This window comes from Paenibacillus sp. YAF4_2 (assembly GCF_052113225.1).
Taxonomy (GTDB): Bacteria; Bacillota; Bacilli; order Paenibacillales; family Paenibacillaceae; genus Pristimantibacillus.
The window spans coordinates 390,213-417,210 of the sequence record NZ_JBFRCT010000001.1; the positions used below are offsets into that span (position 1 = coordinate 390,213).

Genomic DNA, 26,998 nt, shown 5'->3' on the forward strand with positions numbered 1-26,998 from the left:
TGCAAACCATTCGGTTGCGGCTGCAACGGCATTCAGCAATGTCTCTATGAACACCTCGACACCAGCTTTGTACGACAAATTGGAAATATCCTTTAACTTAAGCACCACTTATACAAACCCCTTCAATCCGGATGAGGTCAATGTAACCGCGACGTTCACGACGCCTTCGGGAGCAGTGGAGTCTGTACCAGGCTTCTATAAGTCGGACTCATCGCCCAAATGGGCTGTCCGTTATTCCCCGCGCCAGGCAGGCTTACATAGTGTTGTGCTGAGCGTCACTGACGCAAGCGGGACGGGGACATCCTCGACGTACACCTTTACAGCAGGTGGGGCAGGCAACAATCGCGGCTTCATGACAGCACAAGGTGATCGATTTATGGACAGCTACGGCTCCCAGCTTACACTTCTCGGAACAAACTTCGCCTGGAATAATACATCGGACTCGACAGCAGTCACGACTGAGATTCCAAATTTGCTGCCAGCTAAAATGAATTTCCTCCGTGTCTGGTATTCATGCTGGTGGAGCAGCTTTGCGGCAGAGTGGGGACCCATCACGGCTAATGAAGCTGGTCTGTCAATCAACTATGCCGGTATTGGTAAGTATCAGCTGGATAATCAGGCTCGTATGGATCAGATGCTCGACACTGCAGCAGCTAATAACGTGTATATCATGCTGACGATGAACAGCTTTGGCGATATGTATTACCAATGGAACGTTAATGCTTATAACCAAGTGAATGGTGGACCGTCCACCTACTCGGAGAACAACGCCGACTTCTGGACCAATCCAACAGCGATCTCCTATCAGAAAAAGCTTCTCCGGTATATGTTCGCCCGCTTCGGCTACAGCCGAGCACTTGGCATGCTGGAGTACTGGAATGAGTCCGACAACCGCGTCGATACAACGCCTGCAATCCGTGCCAGCTGGCATGCGACTATGGATAACTACTGGAAGAGCTTAGACTTCTACCATCACCCGACAACGACAAGCTTCGCCTGGAAGGACCATGCCGGTTCGGGGCAGCAATCGTGGGAGACACTCACAACACTAAGCGCTACGAACGTCCATCGTTACGATTCCAGCGCAGGTGTAGTGGATGCTTGGGAAGAACAGATTGATAATCTGCATACTCTAGCACCTGGCAAACCAGCTTTCATCGGGGAAGTCGGCAAAGCAGATACCGATCAAACGACGGATCCAACCATAGACGAATACATGCATAACTCGCTTTGGGGTCCAATATTCCGCGCAGGAGCAGCAGGCGGCAGTTTGTGGTGGACATTTGAAAGCGGTTTCGCACTTCCGTCGAATTTTAAAGCCATCTATACGCAGCTCGCGAACTTCATACAACCAGAGGAAGATCATTTGATCAACATGCCGTTCGTGGACTACGGTCTGCAGTCGAACAACACGAAGATTGGAGGATTTAAGGACAATTCCCGCGCATACCTTTGGATTAATGATACACAAGCTAATCACACCGTAACGAATCCAAGAACAGTAAGCGGTATGAGCTTTACCATTCCTATGCCTAACAATTACTACAATGTCTCTTACTACAATACGTATACGGGCACATATGGTACAACAAGCAGCGTTCAAGCGACTGGCGGCAATCTCGTATTGAACAATGTACCATCCTTCAGCCGTGATATTGCGGTGAAGATCGAATGTGAAGGGTGCAACGCACCAGATACGACAGTACCGTCGGCACCAACGAACCTGACTTCACCTTCTAAGACTGATACGACAGTGAATCTGTCCTGGTCGCCTTCTACAGACAATGTTCGTGTAACGGATTATGATGTTTATCGCGGTTCGACGAAGATCGGCTCAACTGGAGGCGCGACAACGTACACAGCGACTGGCCTAACAGCTAACACGGCATACAGCTTCACTGTAAAAGCCAAGGACAATGCTGGGAACGAATCCTCGGCAAGCAGCACACTTAACGTGACAACCAATCCGCCAGATACGACCGCTCCATCGGCACCTTCAGGATTGACTTCACCGTCCAAACTGGACATCTCAGTGAATCTCTCCTGGACAGCATCGACTGACAATGTGGGTGTAACTGCCTATGATATTTACCGGAATGGCAATATAGCGGGTACGGTAAGCGGTACATCAACAACGTATACCGATATAGGCCTGACACCGCTCACAACTTATTCTTATTCTGTGAAAGCAAGGGATGCGCGCAATAACACCTCCTCGGCAAGCAGCACGATTAGTGTAACGACTTTAGCACCGATTCCAGTCAACAAGCTGCAGAATCCAAGCTTTGATACAAGTAACAGCAACAACAAGCCGGATCAATGGACTTGCGAAAATGATTATTTCTGCTCACGTGACACTTCAGTCAAGCGCAGCGGCACGGCTTCGATGAAGATGTCGGGTGATACAGGACCATGGCTTGGCTTCTATCAGGATGCTGCAGCAACAACAGGTACGGCTTATACCTTCGATGGCTACTATAATGCAGCAGCCAATAACGGTACAACTATCGAGTTCAGACTTCGATTCCTGGATGCTTCGAACAACATCCTGCAGGATAACCTGCTGTATACGCATACGGGTACAAATACGGGCTTTGCCAATGTAAATGGATCGCGTACAGCGCCAGCAAACACGGTAAAAGCTCGTGTATATATTTACATGAAGGATCTCAAAGGCTCATTATACTTCGATGACTTCTCGCTGACGGATGGAAGCGGTGGCACAGCCGATACAACAGCACCTACAGCGCCTACTGGATTAACATCGCCATCGAAAACATCAACAACCGTTAACTTGTCATGGACAGCATCGACAGACAATGTAGGTGTAACTGGCTATGATATCTATCAAGGTACGACGCTTATTGGTTCCACGACAGGAGCAACAACTTACCAAGCAACAGCTCTGACAGCTTCAACAGCTTATAGCTTTACGGTTAAAGCGAAGGATGCTGCAGGCAATACCTCTGCAGCTAGCAGTGCGCTGAACGTAACAACGAATGCGATGGCAGACACTACAGCACCAATAACGCCAATGGGATTAACATCGCCATCGAAAACATCAACAACCGTTAACTTGTCTTGGACAGCATCGACAGACAATGTAGGGGTAACCGGCTATGATATCTACAGAGGTACGACACTGGCTGGGTCCACAACAGGTGCAACATCCTACCAAGTAACAGGCCTTACGGCAAATACAGCGTACAGCTTCACTGTTAAAGCGAAGGACGCGGCAGGAAACGTCTCAGCAGCAAGCACTGCACTGAACGTCACTACTGATGCTGCTTCGGGAGGCAGCAACCTGCTGACAAACGCCGGCTTCGAGACGGACAATGGCAGCAATCGTCCAGCCTCATGGACATACGAGCAGGATTATTACGTATCCCGTAATACATCAACTTATCGTTCGGGCTACGCGTCTATTCGGATCAACGGCGATACGGGTCCTTGGTTCGGCTGGTATCAGGATGTGAATGCAACGGCAGGCACATCCTATACCTTTGACGGGTATGTGAATATCACGTCCAACACGGGCAGCACACTGCAGTTCAAAGTGCAATTCCTTGATGCATCGGGCAATGTATTAGCGGACAATACAGTTTCAACTTACAGCGGAACAACAACTTCCGGCTTCGAGAATGTGCATGGTACGTATACAGCACCGGCCAATACGGCTAAGGTTCGCGTCTATACGTATTTCAAAGACATGCGCGGCACGTTCTTCTTCGACGATTATTCGTTGACGAGCAACTAAATAGGTGGTTAGAAGGAAGAAGCGGTCCCGTTGTGGGGCTGCTTTTTTATATACGATCAGATTAGCATAACTATAATTATTTTTTATTCTCTATGATCTGGCTATAAATGGTAAGATGGTAATAAAGTGTTATTACAAGAGGAGAGTAAGTCTAATGGACAATACAATAGATCTAAATTTAATAGAAGTAGACATCGTTTCTTTACAAGCAGCTATGGAGACAGGTGCGTTATCGTCGGAATCTTGCGTTCGCTGGTATTTGGACCGCATCGAGCAGTTAAATCCGATGCTGAAAGCGGTTCTAGAAGTTAACCCGGATGCAATAGAGGTAGCGAGGGCGCTAGACGTTGAGCGGGAGAAACAGGGAACCCGTGGACCACTACACGGCATCCCGATCTTGCTTAAAGACAATATCGATACAGGTGACCGTATGCATACCAGTGCAGGTTCGGTCGCTCTTGCGGAACATTACGCTCCGAAAGATTCGGGTGTAGCAGCACAACTAAGAGCTGCGGGAGCCGTGTTCCTTGGGAAGGCAAACATGACGGAATGGGCAAATTATATGTCCTATATGATGTGGGCAGGGTATAGCTCTAGGGGAGGCCTGACGCTGAATCCATATGGTCCTGGTGAGTTGTTCGTGGGTGGCTCAAGTTCTGGATCTGGTGCAGCAGTTGCCGCGAATTTGTGCGCCGCTTCTATCGGAACAGAGACCTCTGGTTCAATTATCAACCCATCCTCACAAAACAACATTGTTGGTATAAAGCCGACAATTGGGCTTGTAAGTCGAACAGGTATTATCCCGATTACGCAAAGTCAAGATTCAGCTGGTCCAATGACACGGTCGGTCAGGGATGCTGCAATCTTACTCGGAGCCATGACGGAGGTTGATTCAGAAGATGCTGCCATGCAAGATAGCAGGCGAATAGCGTATAAGGATTATACCCCTTTCTTGGATGCAAAAGGTTTGGAAGGCGCGAGAATTGGCATTCCGCGTTTCTATTATCAAGGACTGGACGATGCTAGGGCCGAGATTATTGAGCGAGCGATCGCCTTGTTCAAGGAACGTGGTGCTATCGTGATCGACCCGGTGACATTACCTTGCGAAAGTGCAAAGTGGGACTGGGATATCATGCAGTTCGAGTTCAAAAAAGGGTTGAATGATTATTTAGCTAACGCTGGACCCGGCGCATCTGTACGAACATTAGATGAACTTATCGCCTATAACGAAGCAAATAGCGATATCGCGTTGAAATATGGTCAAGGCACACTGATTTTCTCGAATAGGACAAGTGGTACATTGTCAGAACCGGAGTACTTCGAGAGTTTAAGACTTAACCACGAGTTCTCAAGGGATCAAGGTATTGATCACGCGATAAGGGAATATCAGCTGGACGCACTACTTTTTCTGGGTAATGAGGAAGGGCTCGATTTGTCTGCACGCGCAGGATATCCTGCCATTACCGTGCCGGGCGGGTACGCAGAAACAGGCATCATAGCCGCAGGTGGCTACACTACAAAAGGACCGCAAGGTATCACATTCGTCGGAACCGCCTATAGTGAGCCTGTGCTTTTCCGATTAGCCTATGCCTACGAACAAGCGAGTAAATACCGTTATGCACCGGCTGATCCGATAACTAATTGATTGATTTATCTGGAAGTACTTAGTATGATGTGAAGTAATTTAAAACTTGTATGTGACTGGCGAACATGGAGATCCATGAGGAAGCATATAAGCTACGGCCGTACGCCTGGGCAGAGGTAAGGGGATTATCCCCTTACCTCTTTATGTTTACCCGAGAGGAGCAAGCGAAGTGAAAACAGCACAAACCGAATTATTTGATAAACCATATCCCGGCAGGACGCTTATAGCGGGGATGACTCCTTCTGGAACACATTATGTACAGGTGTATTGGATTATGGGCAGAAGCGCGAACAGTCGTAACCGTGTTTTTGAACGAGAGGGAAGCAGCGTCAAGAACCGAGCATTTGATCCCGCACAAATGGAAGATCCATCACTCATTATTTATTACCCTGTTCGTCATTGGAGGAACATTCATATTGTCTCGAATGGTGATCAAACGGATACGATCTATGAGGGGCTGCAGCATAATCGGACCTTCGAACAATCGTTAGTGCTCAGAGAGTTTGAGCCAGATGCGCCTCATTTTACCCCAAGAATTTCAGCTGTGATAAACACAGATCTTAAACAGTACGCTTTGTCGATATTAAAAACACATGATAATGACCCCTCCGTTTGCTTACGACATAGTTATTCATACAATAATTTCAAAAGAGGCATTGGTCACTGCATTCACACCTACAACGGTGAGCAGGATGGTGTACTAAAACCATTCGAAGGGGAACCTTTCGAGGTGCCATTATTCGATTCTATTAATGAGATAGCAGACTATTACTGGGAACGTATTAATAAGGAAAACAAAATCTCGTTATTGGTAAAGTTTATTGATGTTACCAATCAAGATATTCAATTTCAGTTTCGAAATAAGCTTTCATGAGTAGGAGATGGCAGATGAAGAAAAAGGAAATTAGAGATTTAATCTATGTAAGCAAAAGTCAGCGTGAGGCGAATTGTTTTTATTCTTTTGGGATTGAATTCTATGAATTTATGAATGGGGTATCGAATAGACCGGAGAATCTTATTTTACTGAAGCATGATTTTCATAACGAAAACTGGAATCAGCATTCCAGATTTGATTATGTGATGAAGGAAGAAATTAATGAACTGATTGAAGATGACGTTTATCGCTATGGAGATTTTGTTTGGGTGGACTTCTCGAAAGAAGAGGATTTAGATACATTAAGCAGCAATGACATTGCGGAGTTATTATTTTTCAGTCACCTTGCCAGACCACTTACTCGGATACCTAAAATTAGATTTGCCTATCATGCACATGATGATGGCTGGTTTAACAAGCTTTATGTGACCGACTTACAAGATTACGAGATTCTATTAGCCAATGTAATTCCTTTGAAACTTCGTAAGATAACGGGAAGAAAAATAAATGATATCCCTAAGGATGTTGCATCGGCGCTGTTGGAAATCACAAATGAGGGGTTATTCATTGATTTATCAAGGGCTATAAAGAGCAGGGCTGAGTTGAAAATACCTATAACGACGATCGGTCATTTCACAAATATGGATAAGGTTTATGATTTTAGGGAAGAGGTTAGGAATTACAAGCTCTGGTTAGTCTACTCACAGAAATTATGGAAGCTATAAAGGAAGATTAAGTTGAACTTTTTTTAATCCATTACGTCTAATTTTTATAAAGGAATTTGTGGAAAGTATTGGATTATTGGGAAAGGAGAGTAGTAAGGTGAGAATGTATACAGATGCTAGAGGCGAAGCCTACGAGCAGCTCATTGATTTGGCAATACGTAATTCGGAATGTTTTGTACTGGGGGAAAAGATTCCTGCTAATATCGCTGAGTGTAGGTACATAAAGGTATTAGAGGCGTTGGAGCCGTATCTGATGAAAACGATCGTTATCCAAAACGGAAATATGGACGAAGTAATACGAATAAAAAATAGTTATAAAAGTCATGCCTTTTATTCTGCGGGAACTTATTATTTCTATAGATGCTGTGAAGGAAGCGGGAACCTGCTCAAGCAATTAGCAAACCGTCTTTCGGATTGGATTTATCCTAACCTGCCGGAGAACTTGTGTTTCTTGAAAGATGGCGGGGGAGATTACCTCTATTCGGTTGTGCATGAAGATATGTATGGTTTGGATGTAACGGAGCAAGAAGCAATCGAATTGATGGAACGAATGACAGGACTCTTTTTGAAAATAGAGGCTCATAAGGATCTGAATCGATTGCTGGATGATGCCATTAAGCATCAGACTGATAAGCTGTATATCTGTGGATATAGACTATCAGAGCTGCCTGAGAGAATTCGGGAGCTTACAGAGCTGCGTGAACTGGAGATTTTTGAACAGGATCTTTATCGTCTGCCAGAAGGGCTGTTCGACTTAAGTAAGCTTGAGCATTTGAGAATTCTGAGTGCTGATTTGGAGAGTATTCCCGCTTCTATAGCCAAGCTGAAGAACCTGAGACAGCTTTCCATCCAATGTGCAAGCTCGGATCGGCCGACTCCCGGCTATCAGGCGAAGCCTAAGGAAGAGATCGGCATAAACCACATTCCACCGGAGATTGGTCAGCTGGAACAACTGGAACAGCTTACGATTCAATACACGTCGATCCATGAGCTGCCGCTTGAACTAGCGAAGCTGGAGAGCCTGCAAGTCTTGGACATTGGAATGAGCTTGATCAAGAAGAAGCCGGATTTCCTAAAGGGAATGAAGCAGCTGAAATACATTAATGTGTCTCAGGATTTGTTTGGAGAACTGATAGAATCAGAATGAAGGTAATTACACTCTAATTTTCTTTGACTCTGGAGGGGGAGTTCTTGAAAAAGATACTATTCGTCTATACTATTGTTACTTTTCTATTCTTAGTCGCTTGTTCACAAGAAGAGTATAACAACAGCAGCAGTATCATCTTTAACTCCGAGAGTGGTCAATGGAAGGCCACAATTCAGAACGATGAAATTATGCGAGATGGGAAGAGATATTTTAATATTATTTACCAGTATAAGGGTGACTTAAAGGACCTTGATGAAGTGCAGAGAATCACGTTTGCACAAGGTACAGAATTCGGAACACAAGTCATAAACGTATATGACCCATCCTACAAAGAAAAATTAATGGCCGTAGGCAACTACCAGGAAGAATACGAAGATCAATACGGGATTATTATTGATCATATTCAAAAGCGAGAATCGAAAGATTTTATTATAGAGTATGGTTTGATGGAAGCAGAGAAGGGTTATACAACATTATCATCCATAAAAAAGAATGGAATCTTGATCATTATTAAATGGCAAACTCAAGGGGAAGAGTACGAAGATCATTTAAAGTAATGTAGTTACAATGTCTCAAAAGAGGTTTCATAAAGATCGCGCTACTGCGCGGTCTTTTTTTAATTCCACATCTAACTTCAGGCGATGTAAATCTAGCATGAAAAAGTGACTGATTTTTGCGGTATTTTGAGCCACCCGGTTATGCTATAGTTGTCGCAATCAAGCTGAAATCTATAGAGGACGTGATATTTTTGATCGCAACAATCAATTTAGAGGGCATTTGGGAGTTCCAACTGGATGGAGAGAAACAGGGCTTCCAAAAGCCGTTGAACGATACAATCGCATTGCCTGGCACAACCTCGTATGCAAGGAAAGGTAAGCGCAACCAAGCCGCACATGAAGGCTCGCTTACGGATGAGTATGAATTTGAAGGTTGGGCTTGGTTTTCTCGTACTGTCGATATTCCTGAAGAGCACGCAAGCTCAAATGTGATGCTGTACCTAGAGCGGACGCGTGTCACAACGGTATGGATCGATGGGGTAGAGCTTGGCACTCAAAATAGCCTATGCGCGCCGCATCTATATAACGTAACGGGCCATTTGACGAAAGGTGTCCATACGATCACTATCCGGGTCGATAATACAAATTACCCGACAAAAGGTGGACATATGACATCGCGGGATACCCAGACCAATTGGAATGGTATTACAGGCCGCATGGAGCTGCAATTTTATGGAGCTGCCTATTTGGATGACGTACGGACATTCCCTAATATCGCAGACCGGTCAGTCACCGTTAAAGCAAAGCTTATTGGAGCGTCTGAGGGTGTACTCAGCGTCTCGGCGGCTAGTGTGAACAGTACAAGCCAGCATGAGGCGGCAATGAGAACATATCCGGTCTCAGGCGGTGAGTTCGAATTCATCTATCCACTTGGAGAAGATGCGCTGCTTTGGAGCGAATGGGCGCCTAATCTGTATGAGCTGAAGCTTGAGCTTAAGCAGGCGGATGCAGTGACTGACGTTCACGAATCCCTATTGGGACTGCGCCAATTCAAAGCAGAAGGCGGAGACTTTACGATAAATGGTGCGAAAACGTTCCTGCGTGGAAAACATGATGGACTAATCTTCCCGTTAACAGGCTTTGCTCCAACCACAGTAGAAGAATGGCTTGAGGTTCTGGGTACTGCGAAGTCTTTTGGTATTAATCACTACCGGTTCCATACCTGCTGCCCGCCTGAGACCGCCTTTGAAGCCGCAGATCGGCTTGGTATTTATATGGAGCCCGAACTGCCGTTTTGGGGAACGGTAACGGATGAAACCTACGAGAATCATAACGAGACGGAACAGCAATATTTGATTCAGGAAGGCTATCGAATGCTGCAGGCGTTCGCTAACCATCCATCCTTTGTCATGATATCACTTGGCAACGAATTGTGGGGAAGCAAGGAACGGATTGACGATATTCTAAAAGGCTACAAAGCTTACGATAATCGTCCATTGTATACGCAAGGCTCAAATAATTTTCAGTTTGTACCAGTCATTCTGGAGCATGAAGATTTCTATTGCGGCGTCCGGTTCTCGCGAGACCGGTTGATTCGGGGTTCCTATGCGATGTGTGATGCACCACTTGGTCATGTGCAGACAGGGCCGCAGGGCACTATGAAGGATTACGATGATGCAATCATTCCTCAGAGCTTGAATAGTGTTGACTCAGTAAATAAAGAAACAGACGGCGGCACCATCCAGATCCAATATGGCACAGAAGCTAAAACAGTGAAGGCCGATGCAGCAGAAGGAGAGTTAGTGCCACACATTCCTGTTGTCTCTCACGAGATCGGGCAGTTCCAAACCTACCCTGACTTCAATGAGATTACGAAGTATACCGGACCACTTAAAGCCCGCAACTTTGAGATGTTTAAGCAGCGTCTTGAGGAGAAAGGACTTGACCATTTGGCGGAAAAATATCATATCAGCTCTGGTCATCTGGCAGTCGAAAGCTATAAGGAGGAGCTCGAAGCGGCGTTCCGCTCGAAGCATTTGGCTGGCTTCCAACTGCTCGACCTCCAGGACTTCAGCGGTCAGGGGACAGCGCTCGTAGGCGTTCTGGATGCCTTTATGGATTCAAAGGGTCTGATCTCGGCAGAGGAATGGCGTACGTTCTGTTCAGATGCGGTGCTGCTCGCAAGATTTCCAAAGTACAATTACTTGGCAGAAGAGCGATTCGAGGCGTCCGTCCAGCTCCGCTACCTGAGACCGGAGTCACTCAGCGGATTTAAGCTGCAATGGGAATTAAAAGCAGGAGACTCACCACTCGCAAGTGGTGAAGCAATTGCTTCCGTGTCTGGCTCGGGTGAATTTTTGGACATCTGCCAAATTGAATTCTCCATGCCGAGTGTATCCTCGATGACGAAGACATCGCTCCACTTGCGAATCGCTGGGACAGATATCCGGAAATCGTATGATCTTTGGATTTACCCTAACCACATAGAAGTTGATAAGAGCGGTGTATCGTTGTTCGAGGAACTGACAGATGAAGCTGCCGCATTACTTGAGCAGGGCGAACGTGTTGTCATCATGCCAAAGCTGAACCAGCTTCAGAACACTATCGAAGGTACTTATTGCGTTGACTTCTGGTGTTATCCGATGTTCCGGTCCATCTCGGAAAGTATGAATAAGCCAGTACCTGTTGGTACGATGGGGCTCCTGATCGATCATGAGCATCCGCTGTTTAAGCACTTCCCAAGCGAAATGCATTCCACAGAGCCATGGCGTCAGATTGTGGAGAACTCGCGCTCGATTATTCTCGACGGAACGGATAAAGAGCTTCAGCCAATGGTGCAAACCATCGATAATTTCGAACGAAACCATAAACTTGGTATGGTGTTCGAATGTCGCGTTGGAAACGGCAGCTTGCTTGTCTGCGTTCTCGATGCTGAGCAAGCGGGTGAGACGGTAGAAGGACGACAATTCCTGCACAGCATGTTCCATTATGTAAGATCGGATGATTTCCATCCGCAGGCAAACCTCGAGTTGTCCAAAGTACGGGAATTGCTCGCATAAACGATTATTATATAGGAAAGACGCCTGTATCGGACAAGTCCGGAACAGGCGTCTTTTTGTAGCAATTCTAGTTCAATCGAATTGGGAACAAAGTCCAGTTTTTAGAAATCTTTTCATATTTATGCTTCAACTCACGGATTATCGAGTATTATCTTTGGAAAGAGGGTTTGTCGGCTTTCAAATGGGAAGCGGGTAAGGAGGGATAGACACGGATACGATATGGCGGATTCGAAGCGGGGTTAGAGACTACGCGGAAGCTATTTACCAATTCGTACGAGAAATACCGAAGCGTTATCCTTGGCTCAAAACGATCTATTCAGTATGGTGCTGGTTGTCGCTGCTGTTGTTTCTTGTAGGCCTGTTCTTTTATCGTGATTCGCGAACGATGCTGGTGCAGTATCTGTGGTCATTCTACGTCATGCTGCAGTTCTGGCTGTTATGCCGTAGTAAAACCTTTACCTGGAAGAAGACAGCGATGTTCATGCTGCTTGGTATCTTTCTTGTAATCCCGATTACCGCCTGGACGCTGATGGCGGTACACGGTTTGGTTGGCGGCAGGACGTCGGACACCTGGTCAACCGCGGTGGTCACCCCAATCGTAGAGGAAGTATGTAAGCTGCTTCCGCTTGGCTTATATTTGTTCTTCTCACGCCGGGCATCTTCAATGAGCCTCGGTGACTTTACACTGGCGGGAGCAGCTTCTGGCGTTGGCTTTCAGCTCATGGAGGAGCTAAGCCGCAGATGGCTTAACTCCGGGATCATTGGCCGAACGTACGGTTACAGTACGACCATGCTGGGAGGAGAGACGATCCACTGGGATTTCTGGACACTATTTCCCGGCCGGTTCGAAGAAAGCTTTTTCCCAACCCTCATGACCGTCAGTCATCCCGTACATACAGCGATGGTAGCTTTAGGAATTGGGCTCGCTATACGCTTCCGCAAGCGGCTGACGAATGCGATTTATTTCTTGCCTGCGCTGCTGCTCGCTTGGTCGATTCTAGAACATGCCGCATATAACGGTCAGAACACGTTGCCGAATTGGGTCATGAAGATCAATGATTGGACAGGGAGCGGGTATCAGACAAAGGATGTTTTTCTGCTGATGCTGATCCTAGGATTAATACTGGATTATATTGCGCTCAATCGGGTAAGGAGTCAGCTTCCGATGATGGCAGGCGATCGGATCATAGACCCGCTCTCTGAGCTATGGCATATCTCTGTGGCCTTCTTTCAGAAAAGGGAGAGGTTCTCCAGTGTGTTATCCTGGACGAGAGAACGCCGAGAAATGGGATTTTCTTTGCTTTACGGCAATTCCGAGGCTGCTTCTGTTCAAGAAGAGCTTAAGGGCCGGATGCAGCTTCATTATCGGAAGGCGGCAGGCTTGGCAGTGCTGTTAATTGGAGCAGGTCTGCTTGCTGGCTTAGCAGCTTCTTGGCAGATGCCTGTACAGCCTGACGACACAGCGTGTTTCTCCTGCATGTTCGACTCGCTGCAAAATTGGTGGGATCGCCTCAGCTTCCGAGAACAGGCGGTTATCGTGCTTGGTGCATTTGCTCTCGCTTTGTTATTTGTTGGTTTCTGGCCTGCGCTTGGATTCGCACTGACAGCAGCGAGTTTCCCAGGCAGCAGCCATGAAATTGCGAAGAACATCAGGGATCCCAAGAGACTACTTACACCTGAGAACGCAGCGGCAGTTTTAATCGGAATCGCATTAAGTCGTATTCCGTTTGGCCGCTTCGCCAAGAAAGGCGGGGAGAGGCTCAAGGACTGGCTGGAGAAGCTGCTTCGACGTCGGAACAAGCCTGATCTTGATATTCCCCGCAAGCCGGATATGGATGGGCCAAAAGAGAAGCCAGATGTCGATGAGCCAGATCAGACCACTCCCAAAGACTCGGATGATTATGTACACTGGAGTAAGGCGAAGTACAAAGGCGTTGAGCTGTACGACAGCCGTCACGGGGCGCTTGGAGAATTCGATGGTATTGACGTCGAGAATGGCATCTTCTATGAAGCCAAATCAGCCAAGGGCTTGGATAAAATTCACCCCAAAACGGGAAAACCGCAACAGACACCCCAGCAGTTTACTGATAAACAGCTTTATCAGAAAACACGGACACGGATCAACAACCTGATGGAGAAGGCAGTTGGTACGCGAACAACACCGGGAGGAACATCCGAAATTCCGAACTTGGAGGACATTAAGAGCATCCACAACTTCCAGTTTCAGCTTGACGGAGATTCGCCAGAGCTGCGTGCCGCAGCTGAGAACAGCCTGAATCGATTGCGGCAGGAATTCCCGGATTACACATTTACAATTAGATTTGGAGTGAAGTAAACATGTCGATCAGCGCTATTATCATTGATCCTGAAGATGAATTCGAACGCTCGTTTATGCTGCCGGTTGCGACGGAAGACTTCTTTACAAAGTACTGGGAGCCGGCAGCGGAAGAACTAGGTCTCCAATGGACTGTTTTATTCCAAGGGGGCACGGATGTAGAGCAAGAGGATGTGCCAACGATTTTGGCCGAAATCGCACTTTTGAAGGATTGGGTAACGGCTAAGATGAGCGGTGACGCCCAGGAGCACATGCTGCGCAGGCTGAAGCTGCTGGAAATTGGGCTGCCAGCCGCCTTTCGACGTGGCGGAGCAGTTGTGTATATCGGGTAACACTTGTGTGTATGTCTCGACCTATAACGAAGGTCAAAGCCAAGACGGTCAAGGTGTTCATCTCTTAGTTTGTTTAGGAGTTGACATGCCTTGTTCTGAATCTGAGCTTCGGCCTTTTTTTTGGCGTCTAAAATGATCTTCTGTAATGGCCCCTGAATCCTCTCCTCCGTAAGACGGATGCCATAGAGACCTCCGATGGATGAAGGTAACCGCCTCAAGTCAAGCTGAATTCCAGTCATTGGACCGATACGGACTTACAGTCCCTTCCAGTAAAGTTAAAGTACCAATTAACGGGAAGGGAGCGGTACTATGCAAAGGATTACGAATCATGCAGCAATACGTAAGGTGAGGTTATTTGAAGGGGAGAAATGGCTTGTTTGGACCGGACTACTCGGATTTGCTCTAGCCATCGTTTGTGGAGGTTGGACATTGATCAATGGAGGGGAAGTCGCTCCGGGAGGTGATGTCTCGAAAGCATTCTCCTTCGATGCGGCTCTTGGCATCTTCCTACTGTCAACGGCAGCGATTGTACCGTTCTCGGGATTGGGGAAGCGGGGCAGGAATTGGTTCCGGAGCGTCTATATTGGCCTTGCACTGTACTCTTATGGGGCAGAGACGATCCAGAATTTCCGCGGCGTCAATCCAAGGTTTGTTGATAGTGACGCCGCGTTCGATCAGGCGGTGGGGAACATTTTTACCTTCGTCGCCTTATTTCTCGTACTGTTCTATGTCTACTTAGGCGTGCAGTTTTTCCGTAAAAAAGCGTACAGCATACGACCGGAGATGGCTCTTAGTGTACGCTATGCCATGATCGCCGTTGTAATCTCATTTGCTGCCGGTATCTGGATCTCATCCAACCAAGGCCGTTTCATTGGCGCTGAAGGAAATATCATCTGGCTTCATGGACTTGGCTTCCATGCACTCCAGGCAGTACCACTCGTTGCTTTAATCGCAGAACGCATTCATGCAAAAGTGTCTGTGCGGCATTCCTTGATTCACATGACTGGCAGCGCCTATTTGCTTGGCCTAGTTGCAATTGGCTGGCAGACGATGAACGGTCACTCCATTATGGAATGGTCTTTGCTTCCGATTGTAGCCGGCTTCTTCTTCCTAATTTCCGTTACAGCTGGAGCTGCAGCCCTACGTAAGGTTCTAGGCCAGCAACCGGAGAGCCGTAATAAAATATCAGGCTTGTAATCTTTCTTTAATTTGAGCTTGGCACCAGTTCATGATTACCAAGGATAAAGCAATTGCCGTAAGGATCATCTAAAGAGAAAAATTAAAGGAAATACTCTATTTTTGACGAATACTTTTAGAGGTTTATTTTTCTATTAATCTGTATAAAAAATAGTGCTCCTCAAGCAGACTTTAAGCTGTTTAGGGAGCATTTTTAAATTTCCGAAGAGAACATAAAAAAGGAGATACCTATGGAGAATGTGACAATTGAGTCTTATGAACCTAATAGAGATCGAACTGTGATTAGGGACATGTTGAGCAAAGATAAACCGTTTGAAGACATGTTTCAAGTAAGTGAAAGCGTTCATTCTGACGGTATCCTTGTGGCTCGGCACAATGGTGTAACGGTGGGATTTCTCTCATTCGACGGATTTCAGCGAGCAACCGATACGACCATATATGTCCGAAAGGAATTCAGAAGATCCGGGATTGGCACAAAGCTGATGCGACAGGCGGAACAGCTACTCTCACAACAGGAGGTCGTCGAACGATCGCTTGGAATTTGTATGGACGGGGATCACTCTTCACTTCAATTTGTATATAAGAACGGTTATTACATCACTCATTCCGCGTACATGATGGAGCGTGTTGGCGAGCTTCTTCCTGAGAGCAATATTGTAGTCAGGCAGTATGAAGATGTGGATTATTCCATTTGCCAAAAGATCAGTCAATTAGCATTCTTCATCATGCGTGAACAAACGGGAATACTTCCATCGTATTATCTCCCACCAAGTGAAAGTGAGCGGAAGAGCTTTATAGACAACAGACATAATAGATTCGTCATGCTTGTTGATGGAGAAATCGTTGCGGTAGGAGTTATTGGCGGCAATGAGCTGCGTCATGTCTCGGTTAGACCAGGTCTACAATCCCGTGGATACGGCAGAGCTTTTGTTGCTTATCTAGTGAATGAGATCATCAGGCGTGGTGAACCGATCGTGAAGCTTGGTGTTGGCAAAGGCAATTTCGCGAAAAAATTATATGAGAGTCTAGGTTTCAGAGATAAGTTCCTCAATCACTGGGTAACAAGATATTATAGGCTAGACAGCCGATTGAGCAGACCACCTTACGAGGGAATGAACGAAACCGACACGACAAATCGTGAAATGAAATGATACAATATCTATGCTTATATCTAACAACACACAAGCTAAAGGCAGGTACATAACATGAAGCTTAAAATTCAACCCGTGACTACAACGGAACAAATCATCGAAACGGCACAACTAGCGTCAAAAATATGGCACGAATATTATATAACTATCATTTCAAGCGATCAGATTGATTACATGGTCGATAAATTCCAAACGGTTTCGGCAATCACGGATCAGATTCATAATCAAGGATATGAGTACTATTTGATGCGTCAGGATAACTCCACTGTCGGATATTTATCTGTTAGAGAAGAAGAAGAAGGGAAGCTCTTCCTAAGTAAGTTCTATATCGCCCTGGAGTACCGAGGAAATGGTTACGCTAGTGAGTCGATGGCGTTCTTGGAGCAGTTGTGTGTAGACAGAAAACTAAGCCACATCTGGCTGACGGTCAATCGGCATAACGAATCCAGTATCGCTGTGTATGAGAAGAAAGGCTTCCGAAGTATACGAGAGCTAGCAGCGGACATCGGTAACGGTTACGTCATGGATGATTTTTTTATGGAAAAAGAAATCTAGAGTTTCTGTCCCAATAGGGAGTGAACCAACTTTGATTCAAGCTACTTTTTTCTTAGACAGCTCGACCAAAGAAGACTCTAAAGTGATTATTAAACAATTTTTATCCTCTAGAATCGATAACAAGAGCTTTACAATAGTTGCTAATGAAATGATACAAAACGAGTATGGAAAATTTGGCAAGGTAACTTGTGAATTCACGAAATTCAAAACGCCACTCGACTATTCCAGCGCAATAAGCTTTTTGAATTCTTTTACATCGGAATGGAATTGGTCGTTTCATTCTGCAAGTACGACGGCACTGGAGATTTATAATAAAACGATTGAAGTTCCTTTATTTTATTTAACGGCATTAAATGATGGTGAAGCGGGTCTAGATCTATACGTCATGGCTGACAGCGTAGGAGATCCTCCAACTGTTCTAAGAGACCTGATTGAGCTCACTGCGTATAGTGGAGAATACTCCATACTTGAGTGTACGGAATACTGGAAGATTGATGGATGCTATGAAGTTGGGGCTACACTCAAGACGAGTGGGATGGCTTTTGAAGATTACTTAACGATGTTAAATAAATGGAGTAAACAGTGGAGCTTCACGGGGCTTCAAGCAGCCACCGATCTTAATGAATAGGCAAAATCTTGGATATGACTTGTTATTTCAGATCAGGAATTGTCCTCTAATAGCTTCCTTGAGCAGGTTCCTGTTTACATACAAACATACATTCGCTATTCTATTAATAATTAGGTAAATTATTGATAATGTGGCTGATAGGATGTGAAACTCACCTTGTTTACGAAAGCCAAGATTTTTATAAGCTCGGTTGCGCAAGACTCTCTCAAACAGCTGCGAGAGAGCATGTGGGACATCCTGCGTGATCTTGGGCATGAACCGATGCTGTTTGAGCGTAACTTTGGAGCGTGGGATTCCCACACGAATCCGGTTCAGAAGTGCATCGAATGCGTACGTGAGTCGGATGCGTTGTTACTCTTTATATCCAACAAGGCAGGCACGTTTTATGAGCGATCCCAGCGTACCGTCACACATATGGAGCTCATTGAAGCCTGTGCCAAACGGAAAACCGTTCTCGTATTTGTAGATCGTATGGTGAAGGCAGAATATTTCGCTAAGGCAAAGTGGATTATTGAGGAGTATGTAGAGAGCTACAAAGCTGAAACATCCTCCTTTCCTAAGGCCTCAGACATCGTTGCGGTGCTAAGTCGTGCCGATCTGTCGCCTAACGTTGATCCTTATGTTTGGTTCTTCCTTCATGATATTGTTGGCCGAGGCATCTACTTCGAAGATTTGAACCTCGCTGTCGCGCCAGATTGGAAAATGTATTTCAGTGATCTGCTGCGAAGAGGTCTCCAGCTGATGCCGTTCAAGGACGCTATCGAAACCAATGAGCGTCAATTGGATCAATATGATCATTTCTACGATATATTGACCAGCGCCATTCCAAGTCTAGATATTACTGGTTTTCGCAATCTTAAAGCCTTATTAAAATCCTTCCAGCGCTCGGTGACTGGCGATGTCGTTGAACATGATTATGGTTACGTGAAGGAACCAGTTGGTTCTTTCGGTGATTGCTCGGCAGTTACCTTATATGAGCTGCAAGAGGATCGTTTGGTCGTAAGGGGGAAGACGGGTACTGCAATTGGAGAGGATTATTACTTACTTGATAATAAGGACTCCTTCATTGCCCTTACCTATAGTAATCCGGAGCCTAATGACCAGGTTTTCTTCAAGGAATCCAATTGTACGTTTTATTACTGCCTGAGACTTCCTAAGCATGTCATGACATTTCACTTGCCTTGTGGCCCGGATTGGAACACAGACAAGTTCATGGCTTCCAAAGACAGTGTTATACGTGTTATAATTGATAAAAATGCATTGGCGTTCGATTTCGTGCGAATGCTGATAGGAGCGATGCAGCATGGCGACTAAGGTATATGTATCGTTGAACGGAGTTGTTACGGAAGCAGTAGGCACGCAGCCTAAGGATGCGTTGTTATTTGCACCTTCCAAGAAGAGCGCGGCCCAAGTTATTGTTGAGCAGCGGGCGAATCGACGGAGAAACAGTCAGTTCATTAGAGAACGTCTGGAAGAGGCGTTCAAAAGATAAATAGAGCTCGATCATGAAACAAGCACATGCATATCATGTGCTTGTTTTTATTTTGCCTGCTTTTTGTCTCGTAGGGGAGCGGGATCGGTCAGATTTCTATTTTTCTATTCAACATTTTACATAGAGAAAATGTAGCGTTTATCTAAATCCTTAAGTCCTTTTATATACTAAAATTGCTTCATACTAGCGAATCAAAAAGGACTAGGGTGATAGATAGAATGTTAAAGAAACGTGATCTGCAAGAATGCCAATCACTATATAACTTAATGATTGATCCTGCCGTTTTCCCTTACGTTCGTTATAATTCTCAATCCTATGAAGAGTATTTGTTCACAACCAAACAGCTGATCGTGGAAGAAGAACAGAAGACCTGTATTTCCAGGACGATTCTTAATGATATCGGACATCCCATCGGCACGATTGATTTATATAATATTGTGAATAAGACTGGCTTTCTGGCCACATGGATTGGAATTCCGTATTTTGGACAAGGGTATAACAAACGAGCAAAGGAAGCCTTCTTTACTGAACTATTTCTTGAACATCCAATCGACACCATATTTCTGAAAGTCCGAATCCAGAATATCCGATCAAAGAAGGCGGTAGAAAAATTACCGTATGCTAAATTAGCAAATGAGATTAATCAGCAAATTTACCAATCCGTAAATAAGGATCAACATAAATATGACCTGTATCAAGTAGATCGGTCCGACTTTCTAGCATGCTGTCATGTCATACAGTATGAGGTTGCTACGTAGTGTTGTCGTTAAGTTGAAAGGGGCACAACGCCATGTTGTGTCCCTATTTATGTTCAACACCATTTATCGTGCCGAAGTATGTAATTGGTTACGTTGCCGAAGGCATCATGCCAGTCATTTGTCATAATGCTGCCAATATAACCATCTGGCCGGATCAACACCAATGTGTCGCCAGTGATACCGTAGGTATTGCTTAGAATTCCGGCTGTGTCATTGAGGACATTTAGTTCAATTCCGCTCCCAGATCGGATGGCGTAACGAAGCAATTTAGCTCCATCCGATGGCCAGTTAAGCGCAGGCAGTATTTTGGCAGCAGTGGGGCCGAAGGCCAGAAGAGTGAAATGAGTGCCCTGGAATATATGGAATAGACGCCTTTCTCCACTTGGTCCGATAATTGGGGCGTCTTGTGCGCGATCGCCTACTCGCAATGTCTTCATTGCTGATGCGTTGGCAGGAGCGAGTGGTCCGCCATGGTAGGAGAGGCTCAGCTGTCTCTCTTCATCACCACGTTTCATGCCGGAGATCCGACTGTTGTCTAGGCTGGAGTATAGTTCGCTGGACTTGCGGAGAACGCGGGCAGCAATTGGAAGACGTTCGGCTTCATAGCTATCGAGAAGGCTGTCAGGTGCTCCTGCAATGACTTGAGCGATTTTCCAGCCAAGATTATAGGCATCCTGCACACCTGTATTAAGTCCTTGACCACCAGCAGGTGTGTGGACATGGGCAGCATCACCAGCCAGGAATACTCGACCTGCCCGATATCTCTCTGTGAGGCGGACATTGGGACGGAACACTGAGATCCAAGTGATATTGCTAAGACGTAATCCAGTTAAGTTATAGAATTGGCAGCCAAAGCAGCCTCGTCTAGATCAGGCGTCTCATCAGGAGTCAGCCGAATCATAATCTGGAACTGATTAGAGTGGGGCAGCGGACATGCTCCAACAGCCTTGCCTTGCTTACGAGGCCATATATGCCACCGTTTTCTTGAAAGTCCGTCTATATTAGCGTCAATGAGAAGGGTACGGTCAGAGTCATTAGTTTCTCCGATGAATGGTATACCTGCAGTCTTGCGAACAGTACTTGCCCCGCCGTCTGCTCCAACTAACCTGATGGTTTCACTTGTACCGTCTTTCACCCGTTTTAGGATTAAACCACACTTGCTGCTTAATTCCTGTTGTGGGATCAATAAATACTTCTGCAGTCATCACAAATCCTTCGCTTGATGTCTGATCTTTCTGCTTGAGACGCTTTTGTCGACGCCAGAGGGAAAAGGCAACGGCACAAATGACGATTATGATTTCAAAAGCAAGATAAGAAACAATAAATTTCAGCACGACATTCTATACCTCACGCACAATGACTGCAGTTCCATAGGCGACCACTTCAGACATGGATTGACCCATTTCGCTGGAATCGAAACGCATCATGACAATGGCATTGGCGCCCATGGCATGCGCATTTTGAACCAATCGATCAATGGCTGTCTTACGGGCATCCTCAAGCATTTCTGTATACTCCTTAATTTCACCGCCTGCCAAACTGCGAAAACCGGCTACTATATTCCCTCCAAGACCTCGACTTCGCACGACTACACCAAATGAATGACCAAGCACTTTTTCGATTTCGTAACCATGGATTTTTTCAGTTGTGACGATTAGCATTTTTACATTTCTCCTTATTATCATTTTTAGTTAACCACGCTGTGCATCAGACGTCTGATGGTCTACTCCTCATGGAACCTGTGGCAATGACGAGTGCCATAGCGATAGCCACCGCTGTGACGGTTGCAGTCAACCAGACGGAGAATGGGCTGTTGTTTATATGTTGTGCTGTATCCAGACTTCCGGCCGCAAGGGTAGGGAGACGGCCGGGGTTCCATACCTGCTTGAATGGAAGGGTACTTGAAACAATTGAAAGTAAAGCGGCGGTTGCAAGTGCACTGAAGGCGGCAGCGGCAGCGCTGCGAATCAATGAACTAAACATTAACGCGAGCGTACCGACGAACCCGAGCCATAGAGCAAATAACAAAGCGCTTAGAAGAACCTCTACCCACCGGACAGAATCGAAGAGAGCAATTGTGTAATACCAAGCGGCACTATAGCCGAATAGGAAAGAAACCATGGAAAGGGAGAGGATCGCCGCCCACTTCGCTGTGACGAAGGATACGAAGGAGACAGGCTTCACTAGTATCATTGCAGCAGTGCCCGAAGACCTCTCGAGCGACAAGGCACTCATATTGGATAGAGCGATCAACAGTAACCCGATGACGCCAAACTGCTGAAGCGTGCCTGCCATCACCTCGAAGGGCTTCGGAGTTGGGAGCGAGATCATTGCAGCTTCGGGCATATTGCCGGCACTGGACAGTATGTCTGGCATGAAGTAAGTTGTGATCGGTTGAGAAGCGCCAAGCACGATAAAGCTGATAGGCAGCCACACTATTTTGTAGCTCCTAATCATCTCCAGCCACTCCTTACGGAATAAGATGAGCCATTTGGTCATGGGGCAGTCACCACCTTCAGGAATAAATCCTCCAGTGTGGAATAACCAATCTCGAGTTTAGATACGCTCACTTCAGATTCCGCGAGCTCCTTCAGAACAGCTCGGCGTGCTGTCTCAAGGTCTTGAGCGACTAGCCTGACACTTCCCCGTGCCTCAGACGTGGCCTGGATGCCGTTCGGAAGCTTGTTAATCCATCCAGCTAACCATTGCCGTGAATGATCATCTCCTTCAATTTCCAAAGACAAGACCGGCTCACGATTCATCTTGCGAATATCGGCTAGTGAGCCTCCAAGCGAGAGCCGCCCACTACGCATAATAAGAATGTCATCACATAATTCCTCCGCATCGTGGAGCACATGCGTTGAGAACAACACCGTCGTTTCATTCTTTAGTTCGCCGATCATCGCCATTACTTCGCGACGGCCGATCGGATCAAGAGCGGACACGGGCTCGTCTAACACAAGCAGCTTCGGCCGGTGAATGAGAGCTTGCGCAAGCCCAAGCCGCTGCTTCATGCCGCCCGAGTAACCAGATATCTTTCGCGTGCCAGCATTGCCAATCCCGACACGTTCCAGCAGCTCATTACTGCGGGAAGTCGCTTCCTTGGCGGATAGCCCACACAGTTGTCCAGCGTACACAAGGAATTCGCGACCAGTCATCCACCCATAGAAAGCAGGTGTCTGCGGCAAGTAACCGATCCATTCTCGACGGTCTTGGCCTTGCTTCAACCCTGAGAGGTGAATGGTTCCGGAGGTAGGCTGCAACAGGCCAGTCAGCATACGGATTGTTGTTGTCTTGCCTGCACCGTTAGGACCAAGTAGGGCAACACAACGGCCTTCGCCAATCTCAAACCCAATATTGTCGACCGCTAGGGTTTCGTCAAACCGTTTCGTCAATTGGTCCACAGAGAGTAATACCGACATTAAATCGACCTCCTTCCGAACAGGAAGAAGGCGATCGAGCCAAGTAAATTACCAAACAGAATGATAATGACCCAAAGCCATTTTGGCCCACGAGTTCGCTCCGCCTTGAATAGCACGATAAGTGCAACTACAATTAGCAATAATTGAATAAGGAAGAGTGGGGCGATTAAGGAAATCGCCTTTGTGTTTGATAGTATATCCATTAAGGAAATGACCTCCTCATTTGCGTTTCTTCATACGAACGATGAACCAATAGAAAATGAGCGGCATCGGGAATTGAATGAGACCCCAGATCGCCCAGAGCCACGGATAGCGGCTGCGGTTCCGTGAATCTGTATAGAGCCAAGTGGATTGACATAACAGCAGAAGAGCGGCTGCCGCTAATGTCACAATCTTTATGTCGTCCATTTGCCTTTCGCCTCCCGGTCTTTGCGAGATAAGGTTGTGAAGAAAAGTATGGCACCGACCACTGCGAAAATCTGTAGGACCCAGAACGCGTAGATGTTCCAATTTAACAGGAGTACCATGCCGCCGATAACGAGGATACCTAGCAGCCACAGCTTTAACAGATCGCGCCAAAGCCTGCGGCCCGTCGACTCTTTATGGCTGGTCACGAGTTGCTCCAGTTCAATCAGGTGTGGAACCGGCGGCTCGATACGTGCGTCCCAGCTCTGCAGGGAATCTCCAAGCAGCGCGATAAACTCTTCTGATTGCTCCGGCAAATCCCCGTTTTTTCCAGCAGGATTTGTTCCAGATACATGCTGATTCTCCCTTTGAGCGAATCTCTTGCTATTTCGCTCCGGAATCTGTTTCTTCATTCTCGCTCAACTCCTTCCGCAGTCGATTTAATCCGTTGTGGAGCCTAGACTTTACCGTTCCAAGCGGAATATCCAGCCATTCAGCGATCTCCTCGTAGGCATAGCCATAATAGTATTTCAATAAAATGGGGACGCGTATGTTTGGAGGCAGGCCTGCTAAGGCGTCTAATGCGTGAGGCCATTCCTCTTTGGCCATTAAAGCTTCGAATCGAATCGCCTGAAGGGCTTGCTCATCGGTACGCCATTTGCGCTCCCGTCCCTTGCGGCGCATTTCGTCCATGTAAAGCCGCGATGCTATTGCGATCAGCCAGGTTGAAAACTTCGACTTTGCTTTAAATGTGCGTATCCGTTCGATCGCTTTCAGCATCGTTTCCTGGACGAGGTCCTCCGTTAATGCTTTGTTCATTGTCACTTTGAGCAAGTATCGGTATAACATTGCGTAATTCGATTGCAGTAGTCTCGCCAGCGCACGTTCATCGCCGCGAACGGCAAGTCGTATCTGGTCCGAGTCATCGAATTCATTCGTGCTCATGGCTGACGAGGCTCCTTTCGGTCAATAGATGGTGTTATTCGCAATCGGACATATGACGCTCGAGTTTAAGGAAAAGTTCACTCGAGATAAATTTTTTTTAATAAAAATGAACTTTTATATCCTTTCATAACTCTTATCTACGAATAGGGGGAAGAACATGAATGTAAGCCGATTGGTGAAACAAGCTAAAAAAGGAAATAAAGAATCTTTATTACAACTCATCTTAAACGATCAGGATGCTTACTATCGACTTGCCTTCACGTATATGGGCAATAAGCATGATGCACTGGATGCAATGGAAGACATGATTGTTATGTTATACGAAAAAATTGATCAATTGCAAAAGGGAGAGGCCTTCTACGGGTGGAGTAAAACCATTCTCGTTAATCGGTGTAAAACCTTGCTCCGTAAAAAGGAGCGATACCTACCATTGGAAGAAGAGAGCGAAGTAGTAGTTGAAGCATTAACGGAAGATAATCCATATCGTACAACAGAGTCTGAAATGGACATGCAGGTGCTGCTCTCACATCTCAATGCACAGCAGCGGGAAGCGATTGAGCTTCGTTATGTACATGATCTACCATATCAGACGATTGCAGACATCACTGGTGCACCACTTGGGACAATTAAATCAAGAATTTCGCAAGGTATTCAAAAACTAAAAGTCACGATCGGAGGTGATCGTTATGACAACGATCGAGGAGAAATTAGAGGAGAATAAGCGGACTTTGAATAAAGTACAGACTCCACCAGAGCTTGAGGATCGACTTCGAAAAGCACTTCAGAAGGTTCCAGCTAAGAAAAGAAACACGAATCGAGCGAAGACCTGGATTGTTTCTGCTGCAGCAGCAATTGTTCTTATTGTAGGGACCTATCAATATCCTGCATTTGCTTATTTTGGCGGAAAGCTTTTTAATAAAGTCGAATTGAACTCTCTAGCCTTTTCGGAGGTAGCAGAGCAAGGATACGGACAAGCGGTCAACAAAAGCAAAACGTTTGATGATGGCACGGTCATTACCATTAACGGAGTTATAGCGGACGATAATGCATTACTCATGTATTACACAATTGATCGACCCGAAGGCAATGTATTTACCGACGACGATTATTTCCGTTACAACGCATATAAAATAAAAGGGTTTTTGACTAATTCATCTATGTTGGGAGGAGGAGGGGGTTTTAGTAAAGACAGGACCCAGTATGTTGGCGTAGATAAATTCGAACCTATTAGTCCCTTCTCCAGAACATTAACGGTTACATTCAGTGAAAGACTGGAAAATGGGGAGCAGGCTACTTATCCGATCTCCTTCAAGTTTAAAGCGAATAAAGCAATGAAAAGCTTACTTAAAGAGGACATTTCTAAATCCGTTTCCGTTGATCAGGGGACAATCCGTTATGACTCGATTACCGCATCACCAACTTCAACAATTGTGAAGGGACATTATGAAATGGGGGAGCTCCCGCGATTTAGTGGTAAAACAAAGCTTTATGTCAATGGAACAGAAGTGAAATTATGGGGTGGTAACGCGCACATTTCTCAGGACACAGGTATCTTGGAATTTGAAAATGAATATGATGTGCTTCCAACAGACAAGTTGGAGAGTGTAGAACTCGTTCTAGAGAATTTTTCGGGTTATCAGAAGGTAGATAAACCGATCTCACTCGCTTCACCATCAGATCAATCGATCAAGGTCGGTACTGAAAAGCTGTGGATACGAAGCGTCACAAAAACAGGTACAGGTTATGATATCGTAATCGCGAGAAAAGAGTTTACTTACTTGAAGAAAGAAAGTATATCCGTTCAGGCCAATGGTAAAACCGTTCCTGTGTCCTCCATTTCTGTGTCAAATCCTTGGGATCTGAAGAACGGTAACATCTTGTGGGAGCAGACGTATTCATTTAACACAACGGATAAACCAGAACTTCTGCTGCTAGAAGGATTTGAATACATTAAAACTTACGATAAGACCATTACTATTCCTTTGGAAAAGTCATAAATAAGTTAAACAAATCAAGGAGCAGTCTGCCGGTGGCAGCTGCTCTTTTTTATACAATCAGTTGAGAATTGTACTTG

General features: G+C 45.9%; 26 protein-coding genes, 2 pseudogenes and 1 riboswitch. Of the genes and pseudogenes, 19 read left to right on the forward strand and 9 right to left on the reverse strand.

All coding sequences use genetic code 11. The annotated features are described in order from the left end of the window. Positions 1 to 46 precede the first annotated feature (46 nt). The 17 genes and pseudogenes from AB4Y93_RS01900 to AB4Y93_RS01980 all read left to right on the forward strand — a co-directional run. Positions 47 to 2,209, forward strand: a pseudogene (locus AB4Y93_RS01900) (fibronectin type III domain-containing protein); the annotation flags it as partial. Between the two features lie 504 nt (positions 2,210 to 2,713). Further along, positions 2,714 to 3,301 (forward strand): annotated as a pseudogene (locus tag AB4Y93_RS01905) (fibronectin type III domain-containing protein); the annotation flags it as partial. 610 nt (positions 3,302 to 3,911) lie between these two features. Further along, complete coding sequence (locus AB4Y93_RS01910) at positions 3,912 to 5,402, forward strand: amidase family protein (protein WP_441888403.1); 1,491 nt, start codon at positions 3,912 to 3,914, stop codon at positions 5,400 to 5,402. Between the two features lie 42 nt (positions 5,403 to 5,444). After that, positions 5,445 to 5,521: riboswitch (ZMP/ZTP riboswitch) on the forward strand. A 50-nt stretch (positions 5,522 to 5,571) separates the two neighbouring features. After that, positions 5,572 to 6,276: an IMP cyclohydrolase gene (locus AB4Y93_RS01915; RefSeq protein ID WP_441888405.1), complete on the forward strand. Its 705-nt coding sequence runs from the start codon at positions 5,572 to 5,574 to the stop codon at positions 6,274 to 6,276. Between the two features lie 14 nt (positions 6,277 to 6,290). Continuing rightward, complete coding sequence (locus tag AB4Y93_RS01920) at positions 6,291 to 7,001, forward strand: peptide ABC transporter permease (RefSeq protein WP_441888407.1); 711 nt, start codon at positions 6,291 to 6,293, stop codon at positions 6,999 to 7,001. Between the two features lie 97 nt (positions 7,002 to 7,098). Then, positions 7,099 to 8,148, forward strand: coding sequence for a leucine-rich repeat domain-containing protein (locus AB4Y93_RS01925; RefSeq protein WP_441888409.1), 1,050 nt, complete (start codon positions 7,099 to 7,101; stop codon positions 8,146 to 8,148). Between the two features lie 44 nt (positions 8,149 to 8,192). Then, a complete protein-coding gene (locus AB4Y93_RS01930) occupies positions 8,193 to 8,705 on the forward strand; it encodes a hypothetical protein (RefSeq protein ID WP_441888411.1) in 513 nt (170 codons plus the stop codon). Between the two features lie 182 nt (positions 8,706 to 8,887). Beyond that, positions 8,888 to 11,704, forward strand: a complete 2,817-nt coding sequence (locus tag AB4Y93_RS01935) for a glycoside hydrolase family 2 TIM barrel-domain containing protein (protein ID WP_441888413.1) — start codon at positions 8,888 to 8,890, stop codon at positions 11,702 to 11,704. Positions 11,705 to 12,035: 331 nt separating this feature from the next. After that, on the forward strand, positions 12,036 to 14,039 hold the full coding sequence (locus AB4Y93_RS01940; RefSeq protein ID WP_441888415.1) for a PrsW family glutamic-type intramembrane protease: 2,004 nt from the start codon (positions 12,036 to 12,038) through the stop codon (positions 14,037 to 14,039). A gap of 2 nt (positions 14,040 to 14,041) precedes the next feature. Then, positions 14,042 to 14,371: a hypothetical protein gene (locus AB4Y93_RS01945; protein ID WP_441888417.1), complete on the forward strand. Its 330-nt coding sequence runs from the start codon at positions 14,042 to 14,044 to the stop codon at positions 14,369 to 14,371. A gap of 309 nt (positions 14,372 to 14,680) precedes the next feature. Continuing rightward, the gene (locus tag AB4Y93_RS01950) at positions 14,681 to 15,568 is read left to right on the forward strand and encodes a hypothetical protein (protein ID WP_441888419.1); all 888 of its coding nucleotides are present in this window, start codon (positions 14,681 to 14,683) and stop codon (positions 15,566 to 15,568) included. Between the two features lie 230 nt (positions 15,569 to 15,798). Then, on the forward strand, positions 15,799 to 16,719 hold the full coding sequence (locus AB4Y93_RS01955) for a GNAT family N-acetyltransferase (protein ID WP_441888421.1): 921 nt from the start codon (positions 15,799 to 15,801) through the stop codon (positions 16,717 to 16,719). A gap of 54 nt (positions 16,720 to 16,773) precedes the next feature. Further along, positions 16,774 to 17,274 (forward strand): GNAT family N-acetyltransferase, encoded by a 501-nt coding sequence (locus AB4Y93_RS01960; protein WP_441888423.1) that lies wholly within the window; start codon positions 16,774 to 16,776, stop codon positions 17,272 to 17,274. A 31-nt stretch (positions 17,275 to 17,305) separates the two neighbouring features. Then, positions 17,306 to 17,902 (forward strand): hypothetical protein, encoded by a 597-nt coding sequence (locus AB4Y93_RS01965; RefSeq protein ID WP_441888425.1) that lies wholly within the window; start codon positions 17,306 to 17,308, stop codon positions 17,900 to 17,902. Between the two features lie 156 nt (positions 17,903 to 18,058). Further along, positions 18,059 to 19,216, forward strand: a complete 1,158-nt coding sequence (locus AB4Y93_RS01970) for a DUF4062 domain-containing protein (protein ID WP_167275541.1) — start codon at positions 18,059 to 18,061, stop codon at positions 19,214 to 19,216. Continuing rightward, positions 19,206 to 19,394 (forward strand): hypothetical protein, encoded by a 189-nt coding sequence (locus AB4Y93_RS01975; RefSeq protein WP_167275546.1) that lies wholly within the window; start codon positions 19,206 to 19,208, stop codon positions 19,392 to 19,394. Before AB4Y93_RS01970 ends, AB4Y93_RS01975 begins: the two co-directional genes overlap by 11 nt. Before the next feature lie 218 nt (positions 19,395 to 19,612). Continuing rightward, complete coding sequence (locus AB4Y93_RS01980; RefSeq protein WP_441888428.1) at positions 19,613 to 20,152, forward strand: GNAT family N-acetyltransferase; 540 nt, start codon at positions 19,613 to 19,615, stop codon at positions 20,150 to 20,152. A 53-nt stretch (positions 20,153 to 20,205) separates the two neighbouring features. Here the strand turns inward: AB4Y93_RS01980 and AB4Y93_RS01985 are convergent, their stop codons facing one another. From AB4Y93_RS01985 to sigY, 9 genes are all read right to left on the reverse strand, one after another. Further along, on the reverse strand, positions 20,206 to 20,946 hold the full coding sequence (locus AB4Y93_RS01985) for an FAD-dependent monooxygenase (RefSeq protein ID WP_441888430.1): 741 nt from the start codon (positions 20,944 to 20,946) through the stop codon (positions 20,206 to 20,208). Positions 20,947 to 20,981: 35 nt separating this feature from the next. Continuing rightward, the gene (locus tag AB4Y93_RS01990; protein WP_441888432.1) at positions 20,982 to 21,338 is read right to left on the reverse strand and encodes an FAD-dependent monooxygenase; all 357 of its coding nucleotides are present in this window, start codon (positions 21,336 to 21,338) and stop codon (positions 20,982 to 20,984) included. A gap of 154 nt (positions 21,339 to 21,492) precedes the next feature. Continuing rightward, entirely contained in the window at positions 21,493 to 21,813 is a 321-nt protein-coding gene (locus tag AB4Y93_RS01995) for a heavy metal-binding domain-containing protein (protein ID WP_441888434.1), read from the reverse strand. 46 nt (positions 21,814 to 21,859) lie between these two features. Next, positions 21,860 to 22,651: an ABC transporter permease gene (locus AB4Y93_RS02000; RefSeq protein ID WP_441888436.1), complete on the reverse strand. Its 792-nt coding sequence runs from the start codon at positions 22,649 to 22,651 to the stop codon at positions 21,860 to 21,862. Beyond that, a complete protein-coding gene (locus AB4Y93_RS02005) occupies positions 22,648 to 23,574 on the reverse strand; it encodes an ABC transporter ATP-binding protein (RefSeq protein WP_441888438.1) in 927 nt (308 codons plus the stop codon). Before AB4Y93_RS02005 ends, AB4Y93_RS02000 begins: the two co-directional genes overlap by 4 nt. Further along, on the reverse strand, positions 23,574 to 23,777 hold the full coding sequence (locus AB4Y93_RS02010; protein ID WP_441888440.1) for a PLDc N-terminal domain-containing protein: 204 nt from the start codon (positions 23,775 to 23,777) through the stop codon (positions 23,574 to 23,576). The genes AB4Y93_RS02005 and AB4Y93_RS02010 overlap by 1 nt, the downstream gene beginning before the upstream one ends. A gap of 16 nt (positions 23,778 to 23,793) precedes the next feature. Next, positions 23,794 to 23,982, reverse strand: coding sequence for a hypothetical protein (locus AB4Y93_RS02015; protein ID WP_441888442.1), 189 nt, complete (start codon positions 23,980 to 23,982; stop codon positions 23,794 to 23,796). Then, positions 23,970 to 24,392: a DUF5345 family protein gene (locus tag AB4Y93_RS02020; RefSeq protein ID WP_441888444.1), complete on the reverse strand. Its 423-nt coding sequence runs from the start codon at positions 24,390 to 24,392 to the stop codon at positions 23,970 to 23,972. Before AB4Y93_RS02020 ends, AB4Y93_RS02015 begins: the two co-directional genes overlap by 13 nt. Beyond that, on the reverse strand, positions 24,364 to 24,924 hold the full coding sequence (sigY, locus tag AB4Y93_RS02025; protein WP_441888446.1) for an RNA polymerase sigma factor SigY: 561 nt from the start codon (positions 24,922 to 24,924) through the stop codon (positions 24,364 to 24,366). Before sigY ends, AB4Y93_RS02020 begins: the two co-directional genes overlap by 29 nt. Positions 24,925 to 25,081: 157 nt before the next feature. Between sigY and AB4Y93_RS02030 the strand changes: the two genes are divergently transcribed. After that, positions 25,082 to 25,645 carry a sigma-70 family RNA polymerase sigma factor gene (locus AB4Y93_RS02030; RefSeq protein ID WP_441888448.1) on the forward strand — a complete coding sequence of 188 codons (564 nt, stop codon included), beginning with the start codon at positions 25,082 to 25,084 and terminating at the stop codon, positions 25,643 to 25,645. Beyond that, positions 25,611 to 26,921 carry a DUF4179 domain-containing protein gene (locus AB4Y93_RS02035; protein ID WP_441888450.1) on the forward strand — a complete coding sequence of 437 codons (1,311 nt, stop codon included), beginning with the start codon at positions 25,611 to 25,613 and terminating at the stop codon, positions 26,919 to 26,921. Before AB4Y93_RS02030 ends, AB4Y93_RS02035 begins: the two co-directional genes overlap by 35 nt. Positions 26,922 to 26,998: the final 77 nt, after the last annotated feature.